The 15,119-nt window shown below is 71.1% G+C and carries 15 protein-coding genes; 8 read left to right on the top strand and 7 right to left on the bottom strand.

The window, feature by feature from the left end:
- Together AC3EU2_RS06790 and AC3EU2_RS06785 are read right to left on the bottom strand one after the other, a co-directional pair.
- Positions 1–834, bottom strand: a complete 834-nt coding sequence (locus tag AC3EU2_RS06790) for a class II fructose-bisphosphate aldolase (RefSeq protein ID WP_488178954.1) — start codon at positions 832–834, stop codon at positions 1–3.
- A complete protein-coding gene (locus tag AC3EU2_RS06785; RefSeq protein ID WP_488178953.1) occupies positions 834–1,733 on the bottom strand; it encodes an SIS domain-containing protein in 900 nt (299 codons plus the stop codon). Before AC3EU2_RS06785 ends, AC3EU2_RS06790 begins: the two co-directional genes overlap by 1 nt.
- Positions 1,734–1,852: 119 nt before the next feature.
- Here AC3EU2_RS06785 and AC3EU2_RS06780 point away from each other — a divergent pair, with 119 nt between their 5' ends.
- The 6 genes from AC3EU2_RS06780 (at position 1,853) to AC3EU2_RS06755 (ending at position 7,378) form a co-directional block, all read left to right on the top strand.
- Complete coding sequence (locus AC3EU2_RS06780; RefSeq protein ID WP_488178952.1) at positions 1,853–2,662, top strand: DeoR/GlpR family DNA-binding transcription regulator; 810 nt, start codon at positions 1,853–1,855, stop codon at positions 2,660–2,662.
- Positions 2,663–2,687: 25 nt separating this feature from the next.
- On the top strand, positions 2,688–3,179 hold the full coding sequence (locus AC3EU2_RS06775; RefSeq protein WP_488178951.1) for a glutathione peroxidase: 492 nt from the start codon (positions 2,688–2,690) through the stop codon (positions 3,177–3,179).
- A 162-nt stretch (positions 3,180–3,341) separates the two neighbouring features.
- Positions 3,342–4,604, top strand: a complete 1,263-nt coding sequence (locus AC3EU2_RS06770) for an extracellular solute-binding protein (protein ID WP_488178950.1) — start codon at positions 3,342–3,344, stop codon at positions 4,602–4,604.
- Entirely contained in the window at positions 4,601–5,536 is a 936-nt protein-coding gene (locus AC3EU2_RS06765) for a carbohydrate ABC transporter permease (protein ID WP_488178949.1), read from the top strand. Before AC3EU2_RS06770 ends, AC3EU2_RS06765 begins: the two co-directional genes overlap by 4 nt.
- A complete protein-coding gene (locus AC3EU2_RS06760) occupies positions 5,533–6,369 on the top strand; it encodes a carbohydrate ABC transporter permease (RefSeq protein ID WP_488178948.1) in 837 nt (278 codons plus the stop codon). Before AC3EU2_RS06765 ends, AC3EU2_RS06760 begins: the two co-directional genes overlap by 4 nt.
- 79 nt (positions 6,370–6,448) lie before the next feature.
- Entirely contained in the window at positions 6,449–7,378 is a 930-nt protein-coding gene (locus AC3EU2_RS06755; RefSeq protein WP_488178947.1) for an N-acetylglucosamine-6-phosphate deacetylase, read from the top strand.
- Positions 7,379–7,393: 15 nt separating this feature from the next.
- On the opposite strand, the gene AC3EU2_RS06750 is transcribed toward AC3EU2_RS06755, so the two are convergent.
- Entirely contained in the window at positions 7,394–8,149 is a 756-nt protein-coding gene (locus tag AC3EU2_RS06750) for a TetR/AcrR family transcriptional regulator (RefSeq protein WP_488178946.1), read from the bottom strand.
- A 163-nt stretch (positions 8,150–8,312) separates the two neighbouring features.
- Here AC3EU2_RS06750 and AC3EU2_RS06745 point away from each other — a divergent pair, with 163 nt between their 5' ends.
- The gene (locus AC3EU2_RS06745) at positions 8,313–9,344 is read left to right on the top strand and encodes an ATP-binding cassette domain-containing protein (RefSeq protein WP_488178945.1); all 1,032 of its coding nucleotides are present in this window, start codon (positions 8,313–8,315) and stop codon (positions 9,342–9,344) included.
- Positions 9,341–10,210 carry an ABC transporter permease gene (locus AC3EU2_RS06740; protein ID WP_488178944.1) on the top strand — a complete coding sequence of 290 codons (870 nt, stop codon included), beginning with the start codon at positions 9,341–9,343 and terminating at the stop codon, positions 10,208–10,210. Before AC3EU2_RS06745 ends, AC3EU2_RS06740 begins: the two co-directional genes overlap by 4 nt.
- A 33-nt stretch (positions 10,211–10,243) precedes the next feature.
- Here AC3EU2_RS06740 and AC3EU2_RS06735 read toward each other — a convergent pair whose 3' ends face one another.
- From AC3EU2_RS06735 to AC3EU2_RS06720, 4 genes are all read right to left on the bottom strand, one after another.
- Positions 10,244–10,879 (bottom strand): alpha/beta hydrolase, encoded by a 636-nt coding sequence (locus AC3EU2_RS06735; protein WP_488178943.1) that lies wholly within the window; start codon positions 10,877–10,879, stop codon positions 10,244–10,246.
- A gap of 52 nt (positions 10,880–10,931) precedes the next feature.
- A complete protein-coding gene (locus tag AC3EU2_RS06730; RefSeq protein ID WP_488178942.1) occupies positions 10,932–12,464 on the bottom strand; it encodes an ATP-dependent DNA ligase in 1,533 nt (510 codons plus the stop codon).
- A 26-nt stretch (positions 12,465–12,490) separates the two neighbouring features.
- Entirely contained in the window at positions 12,491–12,919 is a 429-nt protein-coding gene (locus AC3EU2_RS06725; protein ID WP_488178941.1) for a VOC family protein, read from the bottom strand.
- A 116-nt stretch (positions 12,920–13,035) separates the two neighbouring features.
- On the bottom strand, positions 13,036–15,051 hold the full coding sequence (locus AC3EU2_RS06720; protein ID WP_488178940.1) for a PhoX family protein: 2,016 nt from the start codon (positions 15,049–15,051) through the stop codon (positions 13,036–13,038).
- Positions 15,052–15,119 lie beyond the last annotated feature (68 nt).

Raw genomic sequence — 15,119 nt, 5'->3', positions numbered from 1 at the left:
TCAGGGACGGGCGAGGAGGCGGAGGAGGCGATCGGCCTCGTCGGTGACGGCGTCGCGGGCGGCCCCGAGATATTTCCGGGTGTCGACGGTCGGCGACTGGTCCAGGCGCGCGACCATCGCCTCGGTCCACACGCGGCCCAGGTGGGTCGCGATGTTGACCTTCGTCATCCCCGCCCGGACCGCGGACACGAGCCCGTCGTCGGGCACCCCGCTCGATCCGTGCAGGACGAGCGGCACCGGCACGGCCGCGGCCAGGGCCACGATGAGGTCGGTGTCGAGCACGGCCACGCGCTCGGTCATCGCGTGCGAGCTCCCGACGGCGACGGCGAGGGCGTCCACCCCGGTGTCCGCGACGAACCGGGCTGCCTCACCCGGGTCGGTGCGCACGCCGGGCGCGTGGACGCCGTCCTTGCCGCCGACCTCGCCGAGCTCGGCCTCGACGCAGATGCCGGCGGCGTGGCACTGCTGCACGACCCGCCGCGTCGCCTCGCGGTTGGCGTCGTCGGGCAGCCTCGACCCGTCGAACATCACCGACGTCAGCCCGAGCCGCACCGCCTCGTCGACGAGGTCGAGCGACTCCGCGTGGTCGAGGTGCACGACGACCGGCTGCGAGCACGCCTCGGCGATCGCGAGGGTCGCGGCCGCGATCGGGCGCAACGAGCCGTGGTAGCGCACGCAGTTCTCACTGATCTGCATGACGACCGGCAGCGAGCAGCGCTCTGCCGCAACGGCATACGCCTCGGCATGTTCGATCTGGATGACGTTGAACGCCGCGACGCCGCGGCCGGCGGCGCGCGCCTCGGCGAGCACCGGGGTGAGCGCGGACAGGCCCATCAGTTCGCGTCGTCGAGGATGATCGACCGGGTGAGGTGGCGCGGCTCGTCGGGGTTGATCCCCGCGGCCTTCGCCCGGGTGACGCAGTAGCGGTGCAGCCGCACGAGCTCGGCCATCGGGTCGATGTCCCGGTGCTCGAAGTGCGCGCCCGTGGACCGCACCTGCTCGGCCAGGCCCTCCGGCACCTCACCGATGGCCCACGTCGCGCGGCCGGGTGCGGCGATGCTGATCGGGCCGTGGCGGTACTCCATCGCGGGGTACGCCTCGGCCCAGAACTGCACCGACTCCCGCAGCTTGAGCGCGGCCTCGTTGGCGAGACCGACGGTCCAGCCGCGCCCGAGGAAGCTCACCTGCTCGACGTCGAGGAGCCCGGCGTATGCCGCGTCGTCGCCCTCCGCGAGCACCGCACGGGCGTCGGCGATCGCCGCCTCCAGCGACTCCCCGAGCGAGGCGCGGAGCAGCGCGAGGACCGTGGTGGCGAAGCGGGTCTGGACGACCGACTGCTCGTCGACCTCGGGCAGAAGGATCGTCGACGCGGCGGACCGGGCGACGGCCGTCCCGGCGGTGGCGACGATCGCGACGTGGGGGGTGCCGGCCGCGTTGAGCGCATCGACGACCTCGATGACCTCGGAGGTCGTGCCGGACCGGGTGATGACGACGACCCGGTCGTAGCCCCGCGCGAGGTGGTGCTCGCTCGCCGAGAAGGCGTCGGTGACGCCCTGGCCCAGGGACTCGCGCAGGACGGCATACGCCTGCCCCATGAACCACGACGTGCCGCAGCCGATGGTCGCGACGCGCTCACCGGCACGGGGGAGGAGGTCGGCGACAAGGGGGAGGCGGGCCACGACGGCCGCCCAGTCGTCGGGCTGGGTGGCGATCTCCTGCTCGAGGTAGGTCACGGAAAGGTCCTCACCATGTCGTCGGATTGCGCGAAACTGATCGACAGACAGCCTAAGTGGGCAGAGTCATGCACCACAACCCCTCGCGCGTGCGTGGAGTGCGCGCGTAGAGTCCCCGCATGCTCCCCACCAGCGAGGCGGCCCCGGACGGTCCGCGCCACCGCGCCTCGCGGCTGTCGGCGATCCTCGACCTGCTCGCGACCCGGGGCGGGCTGAGCGTGAGCGCCGCCGCGGAGGAGCTCGCCGTCTCGGAGGCGACGATCCGGCGCGACTTCGCCGAGCTGAGCCGTCGCCAGCTCGTCACCCGCAACCACGGCGGCGTCGTCGCGACGTCGGTGGCCTACGAGCTGCCCTACCGCTACCGATCCAGCCAGCACGACACCGACCTCGACCGCATCGCCCGGGCCGCGGCCGCCCTCGTCACCCCCGGGGCCGTCGTCGCCATGAACGGTGGCACGACGACCACCACGGTCGCGCGTCGGCTCACTGCCCGCGAGGACCTGCGCACGCCCGGCCTCACCCTCGTCACGAGCGCGCTCAACATCGCGGTCGAGGCCGTCCTGCGCCCCCACGTGCGCTGCGTCAGCCTCGGCGGGATCCCGCGACCGGAGTCCTACGAGGTCACCGGCCCCCTGGCCACCGCCGGCCTGAGCCAGCTCTGGATCGACGTCGCGATCCTCGGGGTCAACGGCCTGGCCGTCCGCGAGGGCGCCACGTGCACGTACGAGGACGAGGCCGCCGTCTCGCGGCTCATGGTCGAGCGCGCTCGCGAGGTCGTCGTCGTCGCGGCCGAGAGCAAGCTCGGCGAGCGCGCGTTCACCCAAATCTGCGCGGCCACCGAGATCACCCACGTCGTCACCACCGCCCCTGAGACGCACGAGCAGGTCCGCGGGCTGCGCGACAGCGGCGCGACCGTCCACTGCGTCTGACAGGCCCACCGCCTACGCTCCACCCATGCCCGAAACGACACTGTCCGACTTCTCCGCGACGACCCTGACAGGGGAGGAGCAGGACCTCGGCGCGTACGCCGGCAAGGTCGCCCTCGTCGTCAACACCGCCTCCGAGTGCGGGTTCACCCCGCAGTTCACCGGACTCGAGGAGCTGTGGAAGGGCTACGCGGACCAGGGCCTCGTCGTGCTGGGCTTCCCGTGCAACCAGTTCGGTGGCCAGGAGCCCGGCGGCGCCGAGGAGATCGGTGCGGTCTGCCAGCGCAACTACGGCGTGACGTTCCCGATGTTCGACAAGATCGAGGTCAACGGCGACGACGCGCACCCCCTCTACGAGTGGCTCAAGCAGGAGAAGGGTGGTCTGCTCGGCTCGAAGATCAAGTGGAACTTCACCAAGTTCCTCGTCGGCCGCGACGGCCGGGTCCTCGCCCGCTACGCCCCGACCGACACCCCCGAGTCGCTCACCGAGGACATCGAGAAGGCGCTCGCCACCGGCTGAGCGACAGGCACCCTCGCCGCAGGGATGCGCGAATGTGATCGAAAGTCCCCCATCTCGCTCATGTTTGTCATTGCGCGGAGCCCGATGACGCCTTACGTTGGCTCCCAGCCGGTCCGGGCGCACCGAAGCGTCGGAGCATGACCGGGAGCTGATGGGAGAGTCATGAGGACGACACGAAAGTCCGCCCTGATCGCTGGTGCCGCGTTCGCGGTGCTCTTCGCGGGGGCGTGCGGCGGCGGTTCGGGCGCCGGCGACGCGAGCGGCGACAGCGCCAGCAGCGGGGAGGAGGCCAAGACGATCAAGCTCGTCGCGGCCGAGTACTCCAAGGACAACACCAAGGCCTTCTGGGACGCGTTCGCGAAGACCTACAAGGACAAGACCGGCTACACCCTCGAGGTGCAGGTCGTCAGCTGGGACACCATCGACCAGCAGTCCTCGACGATGATCCAGAACAACCAGGCGCCGGACATCCTCAACCTCAACGCCTACGCGAGCTACGCCAAGGACGGCCTGCTCCACGACTCCGAGGCGGTCCTCCCGGACAACGTCAAGTCCGACATCCTCGAGACGTTCGTCAAGTACGGCACCTACCAGGACAAGTTCTACGGCTTCCCCGACCTCTCGAGCGCGCGGGCCCTGTTCTACAACGCCGACCTCTTCAAGCAGGCCGGCATCGCCGCCCCGCCGAAGACGTGGGCCGAGCTCGAGGACAGTGCCAAGAAGGTCGCGGCCCTGCCCGGCGGCAACGCCGGCTACGCCCTCCCGCTCGGCCCGGAGGAGAGCCAGGGCGAGTTCTCCATGTGGCTGTTCAACAACGGCGGTGCGTGGAAGGACGGCGACTCCTGGGCGATCAACTCGGCCAAGAACGTCGAGTCCCTGACCTTCCTCAAGAAGCTCACCGACGCCAAGCTCACCCAGAACAACCCGGCGCGCACCAACCGCGCCGACGCGTTCGACCTCTTCAAGTCCGGCAAGGCCGGCATGGTCGTCGGCTTCAGCCCGCTCGCCGCGGCGCTCGACACCGACAAGAAGGTCAACTACGTCGTCGCGCCGTTCCCGAGCAACGACGGCTCCGAGAGCAAGACGTTCGGCGTCACGGACTACCTCATGGCGTTCAAGAAGCCGGGCAACGAGAAGGCCGTCAAGGCGTTCTACGAGCTCTACTACCAGCCCGACCAGATCAACACCTTCATCGAGAAGGAGGGCTTCCTCCCGGTGACGAAGACCGGTGTGGAGAAGTTCCAGAGCAACGCCAAGCTCAAGGTCTACCTCGACACCCTGCCCAACGCGCAGCTCACCCCGACCGACGACCCCGCCTGGGACAAGGTCAAGCTCGCGGTCCAGCAGAACCTTGGTGGCGCCATGACCGGCGACCCGAAGGCCGTCCTCGACGGTCTGCAGAAGACCGCCGAAGCGAGCAAGTGAGCCGGACGACCACGCGCACCCCACGGCATACCTCCAGCGGGTATGCCGTGGGGCGCGTTCGCCCCCTCGTCGCCCTCGCGTGGCTCGCGCCGGCGCTCGCGCTGATCTTCGGAGTCGTCCTCTTCCCCGCGGTCATGCTCTTCCAGGCCTCCCGCGGTGAGTACTCGATCACCGGGCTGCGCAAGGGCGATGCCGGGTGGGGCAACTACACCAAGGTCCTCGAGCACCCCGACCTCGGCACCGTCCTCACCAACACGGTGATCTGGGTCGTGGCCGTCGTCGCGCTGACGATCGTCATCTCGCTGGGCCTCGCGCAGTTCCTCGTCAAGAACTTCCCGGGCCGGCGCTTCGTGCGCTGGGCGATCATCGTGCCGTGGGCGGCCTCGCTCGTCATCACGGCGCAGCTGTTCGTCCTGCTCTACGACTTCAACTACGGGCTCATCAACCACGCGCTCAAGTCGGTCGGGCTCATCGAGACCTCGATCGACTTCCTCGGCAACGACTCCTGGACGATGGCCTCGATGGTCCTCGTCGGGGTCTTCGTCTCGCTGCCGTTCACGATCTTCGTCTTCATCGCCGGCATCAACGCGATCCCCGACGACGTGCACGAGGCCGCCGTCGTCGACGGTGCCTCCCCGTGGCAGCGCTGGCGCCAGGTGACCCTGCCGCTGCTGCGGCCTGCCCTGCTCGTCGCGACCGTCCTCAACGTCATCTACGTCTTCAACAGCTTCCCGATCGTCTACACGCTCAACGACCGCAACCCGGGCTACCTGCACGACACGACGATCACGTTCATGTACAAGCTGGCCTTCAAGAGCCAGGAGAAGGACGTGGGCATGTCGGCGGCCGCCGGCGTCATCAACGTCCTGCTCATCCTGCTCGTGGTCGCGGCCTACCTCAGGATCGTCAACTGGCGCGAGGAGACGCGATGAGCACGGTCACCCGGTCGAGCCGCCCCCGCTGGGGGCTGACGGTCGGCGGGGCGCTGCTCGCGCTCGCCTTCCTCGCGCCCTACGTCGTCATGCTGCTCGGCTCGCTGCGCTCGTCCTCGGACAACAAGGCGACCCCGCCCTCGTTCCTCCCGAAGGTGTGGCAGTGGTCGACGTATGCCGACGTGCTGGGTGACGAGCGCTTCCTCGCCTGGCTGCGCACCTCCCTGCTCGTGGGGCTGGCCTCCACGGTGATCGTCATCCTCGTGGCGGTGCCGGCGGCGTACATGACGGCCCGCTACAAGTTCCCCGGTCGCACGCCGTTCCTCCTGCTCGTCCTCATCACCCAGATGTTCTCGCCGACGGCCCTGGTCGTCGGGCTCTACCGCGAGTTCTTCGAGCTCAACCTCATCAACACCTACGGCGCGCTCATCCTCACCAACGCGGCGTTCAACCTCGCCTTCGCGGTGTGGATCCTGCACGGGTTCTTCTCGTCGATCCCGACCGAGATCGAGGAGGCGGCGCTGCTCGACGGCGTCTCGCGGTGGCAGTCGCTGCGCCGGATCATGCTGCCGCTCATCCTGCCCGGGCTGGTGACGGCGACGATCTTCACGTTCATCGCCGCGTGGAACGAGTACGTCGTGGCCCTGACGCTCATCATCGACGACTCGAAGAAGCCGCTGACCGTGGGCTTCCGGTCCTACGTCACCGGCTACGAGCAGAACTGGGACCAGCTGTTCGCCGCCTCGGTCATCGCGGTCGTGCCCGTCGTCATCCTCTTCGCGCTCATCGAGAAGCACCTCGTCGGCGGCCTCACCGCCGGCTCGGTGAAGTGAGCCCTTGCCTCGTGTGCCGCAGCGCGGCCTCCGGGCCGCGCTGAGGCACACGAGGCGAGGGAGTCCTAGGCTGGGTGGCGTGAGCGCACTCGTCGACCTGCACTGCCACGGCGCCCTCGGGCACGAGTTCGGCCACGACGCCGGCGGGTCGGCTGCGGCCGTCGCCCACCACCGCGCGGCCGGCGGCGGGTCGGTCGTCGCCTCGCTCGTCTCGGCCCGCCCGGACACGCTCGTCGGGCAGGTCGCCACCCTGGCGCCGCTCGTCGCCCGCGGGGAGCTGGCCGGGATCCACCTCGAGGGTCCGTTCCTGTCCGACGAGCGCCGGGGCGCCCACGACCCGTCCGTCCTCACCGACCCCGACCTCGCGCTCGTCGAGTCGCTCGTCACGACCTGCGCCGAGGCCGGTGCGCCTCACGCCTTGGTGCAGTGGACCTTCGCGCCGGAGCGGACCGGCTCAGGTGATCTGGTCGCGGCCCTGGCGCGACACGGCATCCTCCCCGCGGTGGGACACACGGACGCGTCCGCGGCCGTCGTCGCCGCCTCGCTGGTCACCATCGCGGACGCCTGCGGCCGCCCGCCGCTCGTCACGCACCTCTTCAACGGCATGCCGCCCTTCCACCACCGCTCCGGAGGTCCGGTCGCGGCGGCGCTCGCGGCAGCGGCCCGCGGGGACTGCGTCGTCGAGCTCATCGCCGACGGGGTGCACGTCGCCGCCGAGGTCGTGCGGATGGTCTTCGAGACGGTCGGCCCGGAGCACGTCGCGCTCGTCTCCGACGCGATGGCGGCGACCGGCCTGGGTGACGGCGCCTACGAGATCGGCACGCTCGAGGTCGAGGTCTCCGGCGGGGTGGCCCGCCTGGCCGACGGCGGGTCGGGCCGCGGCTCGATCGCCGGCTCGACGTCGACGCTGGCCGAGTGCGTGCGCTGGGCCGTCGAGGTCGCGGGCGTCCCGGAGGCCGACGCGCTCACCGCCGCCTCGACGACCCCGGCCGGCATACTCCGCCCCTGAAGGCCGGCCGGCTGGTCAGCCGCCCCGGTGCCGACGACCGAGGAGGGCGGCGACACCGTCGAGGAGCAGGGTCAGCCCGAACTCCATGAAGTCCTCGCCGGCCATCCCGAACGCGTCCATGTCGAGCGCGGCGACGTGCGGGTAGGCGCCGGACTCCATCGCCTTGGTGAGGACCGGCTCCTGCGCGGCCCAGAACTCGTCGTTGCTCACGCCGGTGGACTGCTCGGCCATGGCGACACCGTTGTGGTTGCGCGCCGCGTTCATGACGAACGACTCGATCGCAGAGATGACGGCGACCTGCTGCTGCCCCGAGAGGCCGGTCTCCTCGAGGGACGCGACCGCCAGGTCCATGCCGCGCAGGGCGTTGGGGCCGAGGAGGGGGCGGGTCTGGTCGACGAGCGGCAGCCACGGGTGTGAGGTGTAGAGCGCCCACAGGCTGCGGCCCAGGGTCTGCATGGCCGTGCGCCAGTCGTCGCCGAGCTGCACTGCCTCCCCGGGTGCGTTGACCCGCTCGAGCATGAGGTCGAGCAGCTCCTCCTTGCCCGGGACGTAGCGGTAGAGCGACATCGTGCCGACGCCGAGCTCCTGGCCGATGCGACGCATCGAGAGCGCCTCCAGCCCCTCGGTGTCGGCGATCGTGACGGCGACGTCGACGATCGCGTCGAGACTGATCCGGGGCTTGGGCCCGCGGGTGCTCGGCGCGAGGTCGAACTCCCACATGAGGGCGAGGCTGCGGCTGATGTCGCCGGCTCCACTGTGCTCGTGCGCCACGGCCTGGCCTCCTGATGGGTCCGTCGTCGGAGGCGGGTGCCGTCCGGATCCGGGTCTCGACCAGTGTACTGCGTAGGGTGTACGCTGATTTGGGTACAGTGTACCCAGTTCGGCCCCCAGCTGGAGGTGCGGGTCCGACCTGGCGAGACGGAGGAGCAGTGGCATGGCAGGAGACGACTGGGCCATCGAGGCGCGCGGACTGGTCAAGCGGTTCGGGGAGGTGACCGCGCTCGACGGCTTCGACCTCACCGTCCCGCACGGGACGGTCCACGGACTCCTCGGACCCAACGGCGCGGGGAAGACGACGGCGGTGCGGGCGCTCGCGACCCTCCTCGAGGTGGACGAGGGCACGGCGCTCGTCGGCGGGGTGGACGTCGCGCGCCACCCCCAGGAGGCCAGGCGACGCATCGGGCTCACCGGGCAGTACGCCGCCGTCGACGAGATCCTCACCGGGCGGCAGAACCTCGAGCTCTTCGGTCGGCTCTTCCACCTCGGTCGTCGGCGCGCGAGGCTCCGGGCAGCCGAGCTGCTGGAGAGGTTCGAGCTCGCCGACGCCGGGGACAAGGGCGTCAAGGCCTACAGCGGTGGCATGCGCCGGCGGCTCGACCTCGCCGCGAGCATGATCCTCGCGCCGGAGGTCCTCTTCCTCGACGAGCCGACGACCGGTCTGGACCCTCGGGGCCGCGGTGAGGTCTGGACGGCGATCCGCGACCTCGTCGCCGCGGGGACGACCGTGCTCCTCACCACGCAGTACCTCGACGAGGCCGACCAGCTCGCCGACCGGGTCACCGTCATCGACCGTGGGCGCACCGTCGCCGCCGGGACGCCCTCGGAGCTCAAGGGCCGGGTGGGTGGCGACCAGATCGAGGTCGTGGCCGCCGAGGGCGCAGACCTCGCCGTGGTCGCCGCCGCGTTCGCCGGGGCGGCCACGGGCGAACCGACGGTGTCGGCCGAACGGCTCACCGTCAGTGCCCCGGTCTCGGACCGCGTGGCTGCCCTGAGCATGGTCGCCAGCCGCCTCCAGGCCTCGGGTCTCGACATCGTGGACATCACGCTGCGGCGGCCCACCCTGGACGACGTCTTCCTCCGGCTCACGGGCCACCGCGCGGAGGAGGGGCTCGACACCGCCACCGCCACCTCCGTGGACGGGCCACCCGAACGTGACACCACGGCAGCCGAGGAGGCCCTGCGATGAGCGCCCCCACGAGCTCCACCGCGCCCGACGCCGCGCCCGACGCCGGCCCTGCCGGCGACCTCACCCCGGTTCGACACTCGGCGCAGTGGTGGGCCGTCTCCGACTGCATCGCGATGGTGTGGCGCGGGCTGCTCTACTACCGGCGCGAGCCGTCGATGATCGCCTGGCAGCTCGGGTTCCCCATCGTGTCGGTGCTGCTCTTCGTCTACGTGTTCGGCTCGGCCATGGACGTCGGTGGCGGCGCGGACTACAAGGCGTTTGCGATGCCCGGCATGTTCGCGATGACGATGGCCTTCGGGTTCATGAACACCGCCTACGCGATGGTCGTCGACAAGGAGAAGGGCGTGATGGACCGCTTCAGGTCGATGCCGATGGCCCGCTCGGCGGTCGTCAGCGGCCGGGGGGTGGGCGACCTCATCGGTGCCGCGATCGACCTCGCTGTCCTCGCGGTCATCGCTCTCGCGGTCGGGTGGCGCTCGGACGGCGGACCGATCCAGACGGCATACGCGTTCTTCCTGCTCCTGCTGCTGCGCTTCGCGCTCATCTGGATCGGCGTCTACCTGGCGATGTTCGTCAAGGGGCAGGAGCAGGCCGGCAACCTCTTTGCCGTCGCGTTCCCCTTCGGCATGCTGTCGAGCGTCTTCACGCCGCCCTCCCTCATGCCCGACTGGCTCGGCCTCGTGGCGATGTGGAACCCCGTGTCGTCGACGGCGAACGCGATCCGCGAGCTCTTCGGCAACCCCGTGCCGACGGGCGACAGCTGGATCGAGTTGCACGCCATGGAGATGGCGCTGGTCTGGCCGATCCTCATCAGCCTGGTGTTCCTCCCGCTCGCGGTGCGGAAGTACCAGCGTCTATCGCGCTGAGCCGCTTCGCCGCCGCCCCTGGCCGGGAGGGCGTCAGTCGGCTCGGGTGGGTGCGAGCAGCGCCAGGGACGACGTGACCGCGACGTCGTCCCACGCGCCGGCCCCCTTGACCATGTAGTGACCGAGCGGCCCCATGTCGACGAGCTCGGCGTGCGCGGCGACCGGTCGGGCGCGCTCGACGAACCGGTGGGTTCCGGCGAAGGAGGTCAGCCGGTCCCGTCGCCCGTGCGCCGCGACGAGCGAACGCCCGGCGAGGGTGTGCACCGGGTCGCTGTCGTGCCACCACGGCGCGAGCCCGACGACGCCCACCACCGACGGGTCGTCGGCCACGTGGACGGCGACCCGCGCCCCCATCGAGTGCCCGAGCAGGATGACCGGCGCGTCCCCGTGGGCGGCGCGGACCTTGTCGAGCGCCCAGCGCGCATCGGCGACGCGGTCGGCGCCGCCGTTCCACCCTTGGGCTGCGTAGCGCAGGAACCACACGCTCGCTCCCCCCTCGTGGGCGCGGCCGGCGATCGAGCGCGCCATCCACGCCGTGCGCTGCCAGGACGCGCTGCGGTCGTCGACGAGGTCGCCGGAGCGCGGCTTGCCGCCGTGCAGCATGAGGATCACCGCGCCCGGGTTCTGCGGCGCGTCGAGTCGGGTCAGTGAGGGCGTTGCGTCTGCCACGGGTGGTGTTCGGAGCCGAACGGTCGCGCGGATGGGGTGGGGACGGAGGGGCTCAGCGCAGCATCGCGCGCAAGGACTGGATGGTGTCGGCCTCGGCGGCGGGCTTGGCATCGTCTCCGACGCGGTAGCGCTTGACCCGCGCGAACCGCAGCGCCACGCCCCCGGGGTAGCGCGAGCTGCGCTGCACCCCGTCGATGGCGATCTCGACGACGACCTCCGGCCGCATCATCAGGGCCCAGCCGTCGTCGGACACCTCGTACTCGGGGAAGGTCTGGCTCTGCCAGCGCAGCAGCTCGTCGGTGAGCCCCTTGAACGTCTTGCCCACCATGACGAAGCCACCCTCGGGACCGAACTCCCCGTCGGGGTCACGCGCCCCGAGGTGCAGGTTCGACAGCCAGCCCTGGCGCCGGCCGGACCCGCGCTCGACGCCGAGCACCACGAGGTCGTAGGTGTGCACCGGCTTGACCTTGACCCAGTGCTTGCCGCGGCGGCCCGCGGCGTAGGTCGAGTCGATGGCCTTGACCATGACCCCCTCGTGGCCCGCGGCGAGCGCCTCCCGCGAGACGCGCAGCGCGACGTCGGGGTCCGACGTCACCTCACCGGCGATCCGGTATGCCGGCCCGATCCGTTCCAGCACCGCGAGCCGTTCCCCGAGCGGCCGGTCGATGAGGTCCTCGCCGTCGACGTGGAGGACGTCGAAGAAACGTGGGGCGAGCACCTGCTGACGCGACTCGTCGGCGCCGAACCGGCTCATCGTGTCCTGGAACGGTCGGGGGGAGCCGTCGTCCTCGAGCATGAGCGTCTCGCCGTCGAGGATGACCGACTCGACCGGGAGGGACCGCGCGACCTCGACGATCTCGGGCACCCGGGCGGTGACGTCGGCGAGCGAGCGCGTGTAGACCCGGACCTCGGACCCGCTGCGGTGCACCTGGATGCGCGCGCCGTCGAGCTTGTGCTCGACCGACGCCTCACCGGTGACGAGCAGGGCGGCCGTGACGTCGACCGCCGTCGACGCGAGCATCGGCTGGACGGGCGTGAGCACCTCGAGGCCGACGCCCTCGAGCGCCTCGGGTGAGGTGAGGGCGAGCCGCACCGTCCCCGACAGCGACCCGCTGAGCATCACTGCACGCCGGACGTCGGTCAGGGGCAGTCCCACGGCCTGGGCCAGTCCGTCGGTGAGCACCCCCTCGAGCGCGCCCGTGCGCACCTCGCCGGTGAGGGCCCGCACGAGGTGTTCCTGCTCCGCCTCGGTGGCCCGCTCACACAGCGACACGAGGGCGGCGTGGCGGGCCCCGGCCGAGCCGGTGCCGAAGAGCCCGGCGATCTCGTCGAGCACGGCGTCGACGTCACCGATCGTCAGCGTCGGGGCGTCCGCTGGGGTCGCCTCCTCACGCGCTCCGAGGACGGTGCGGTAGCCGAGACCGATCGATCCCTGGCGGATGCTGCCGAGCAGCAGCCCCACCGCGGCCTCGGACTCCTCCGGTGACAGGGCGCGCAGCAGCCCGGCGAGCACCGCGGTCTTCGCGGTCCGCGAACGCGTCGCCACGAGGGCGTCGGCCGCCTCGACGAGGCGCGCGAACGGCATACCCCCTCGGGCGGGAGCGGGATCGCTCACTCCGTCGGCGTCTGGTCGTCGCCGGGGCCGGCGATGTTGACCATCCACGCGACACCGAACCGGTCGACGAGCTGGCCGAACTCGTCACCCCACATCTGCTTCTCGAGGGGGACCGTCACCCGGGCGCCCTCGACGAGGCGCTCCCAGTAGGTGCGCAGCTCGTCGTCGTCGCCGGACAGGCTCACGGTGATCTGCGACCCGGGGGAGAGCTCCATGCCCGGCGGGGTGTCCGCCGCCATGATGGTGAACCCGGCGGGCGTCCGGAGGCCGGCGTGCATGACGCCCTCCGGGTCGGCCTTGCCCGGGTCGCCGTACTGGCCGAAGGTCGAGATCTCCGGCTCGCCGCCGAACACGCTCGCGTAGAACGCGACGGCCTCGCGGGCCTCGTCGCGGAACTGGATGTAGGGGTTGAGTGTCATTGCCATGGCGTCGACGCTAGACCTGCGCGCCGACAGGTACCGGCTTGTGGACCCGACTGATGGCGCATTCCGACCAGCTCGCTGGAGCTCGCCGGTCGGAATGCGCCATCAGTCGGCTGTGGTCAGCGGCCGTGGCGCCGGTAGGCGTGGATCGCCGACGGGCGCGGCTGGCCGTCGCCGCGGTAGGGGAACTGCGAGACGACGTTCTCCGGGGTCGCGCCGGACACCTCGCCCGGGTGCTGCACGGCCACGAGGACGGAGTCGGGACCGAGGATGACCGGGCCGCACGTCTCCGCGCCGACCGGCACCGAGAGGAACTGCTGCAGCCTCCCCTTCTCCGCGCCCTCGAGCGGCATGACGTAGAGCGCATCGCAGTGGTTGAGGGTGCCCGGCATCCCGTCCGTGGAGATCCACAGGTTGCCGGCCGCGTCGAAGGCGACGTTGTCGGGGCAGCTGATCGGGCTGACCTCGGACCGGTCGTAGCCGTTGAAGTACGTCTGCGGGTCGCTGGGCACGCCCGCGACGAGGACGATCTTCCAGGTGAAGGTCAGGGCGCCGTGGTCGCCGCCGGCCTCGGTGAGCTCGGTGACGTGGCCGTGCTTGTTGGCCGCACGCGGGTTGGCCTCGTCGATCTGCGCCGGCGTCCGCGCCGTGTTGTTCGTCATCGCGGCGTAGATGCGGCCGTTGACCGGGTTCGGCTGGACGTCTTCGGGGCGGTCCATCTTCGTCGGACCGACCCTGTCCGCGGCGAGGCGCGTCCAGACGAGGACCTCCTCGACGGTGTAGCCGGGCACGTGCGAGACGCCGTCGACGACGAGCGGGATCCACGCGCCGCCACCGTCGTACTCGCCGTCCACCGCGCCGTCACCGTCGAGCTTCGCGACGTAGAGATCGCCCTCGGAGAGCAGCGTGAGGTTGTGCTTCCGGTCGCCCTCCCGGTAGGTCTTCGCGGAGAGGAACTTGTAGATGTAGTCGAACCGCTCGTCGTCTCCCATGTATGCCGCGACGCGCCCGTCCGTGGTGAGCGCGACCGTGGCCCCCTCGTGCTTGAAGCGGCCGAGGGCGGTGTGCTTGACCGGGGTCGAGGTGGGGTCCTCGGGGTCGACCTCGACGATCCAGCCGAAGCGGTTGACCTCGTTCGGCTCGTCGACGACGGAGAAGCGGTCCTGGATCCGCTCCCAGCCGCGGCCGCCCGACGTGATGCCGTAGCGGCGGAGGCGGCCCTCGGGGTCCGGGGCGCCGGTGGCGCGGAAGTACTGGTTGAAGTTCTCCTCGCCGGAGAGGTAGGTGCCCCACGGGGTCTCGCCGCCGGCGCAGTTGTTGAGGGTGCCGAGCACGCGGGCGCCGGTCGGGTCGGCCGAGGTCCGCAGGTGCGGGGAGCCGGCGGCGGGGCCGTCGACCGCGAACGGGGTGTCGGTGTGGATGCGGCGGTTGCGCCTGCCGCCCTTGACCCAGCGCCACGGCGAGCTCGCGTTGCGCCGCGCGACCTCGGTGATGGTGATCCCGTGGGCGGCCAGGACGATCTCCAGCTGCTCGTCGGTGAGGTCCGCCGACGACTGCACTCCCCGGAACATCAGCTCGTCGTTGGTGTACTCGTTGTTGAAGGAGAGCAGGCCCCGGTGGGCGCGATTGTTGCCGGCGCCGCCCTGGCTGAACTGCACGTAGTCGGCGTTGTAGCCGGCCTGCTCGCGCTGCGCCGCGGGGGTCTGGTTGTCGAAGTCGAAGGCCGGGGTGTCCTTGAACAGCGGGTCGCCCCACGAGATGACCGGCGCCCACGCGAAGCCCTCGGGCACGACGACCGCGTCCGTCATGGCAGGGGTGGGGGCGATCCCGGTGAAGCCGAGCGCGCTTCCTGCGCCGGGCCTGCCGGGCGTGGCGGCGGCTGCGGCCGGAGCGGCGGCAGCTGACGGCATACTCCACGCCGTGAGGCCGACGAGAGCGGCGCCGACACCGCCCGCGCGCAGTGCCGCGCGGCGGGAGAACCCGGCGGCGACGAGGTCGCCGAAGTACTCGTTGTCGGAGGTGTTGGGGACGTCCATGTCGCACGCGTTGCCGCAGCGGTACTGGCAGGTCATCGAGCTGCGGCCACCCTCGTGCGATCGGGTGAACAGCGGAAGCAGTCGAGCTGGAGCAGTCACGTCGGGTCCTTCGTCGGGCGTCAGGGGCGGGGAAGCAGACCGAGAGGGACGCTAGGCACCGTCGGGTG

This window comes from Knoellia sp. B-D-2, assembly GCF_057714695.1.
The sequence above is the reverse complement of the archived record's forward strand: the minus strand, read 5'-3'. Positions and strand labels throughout refer to the sequence as shown.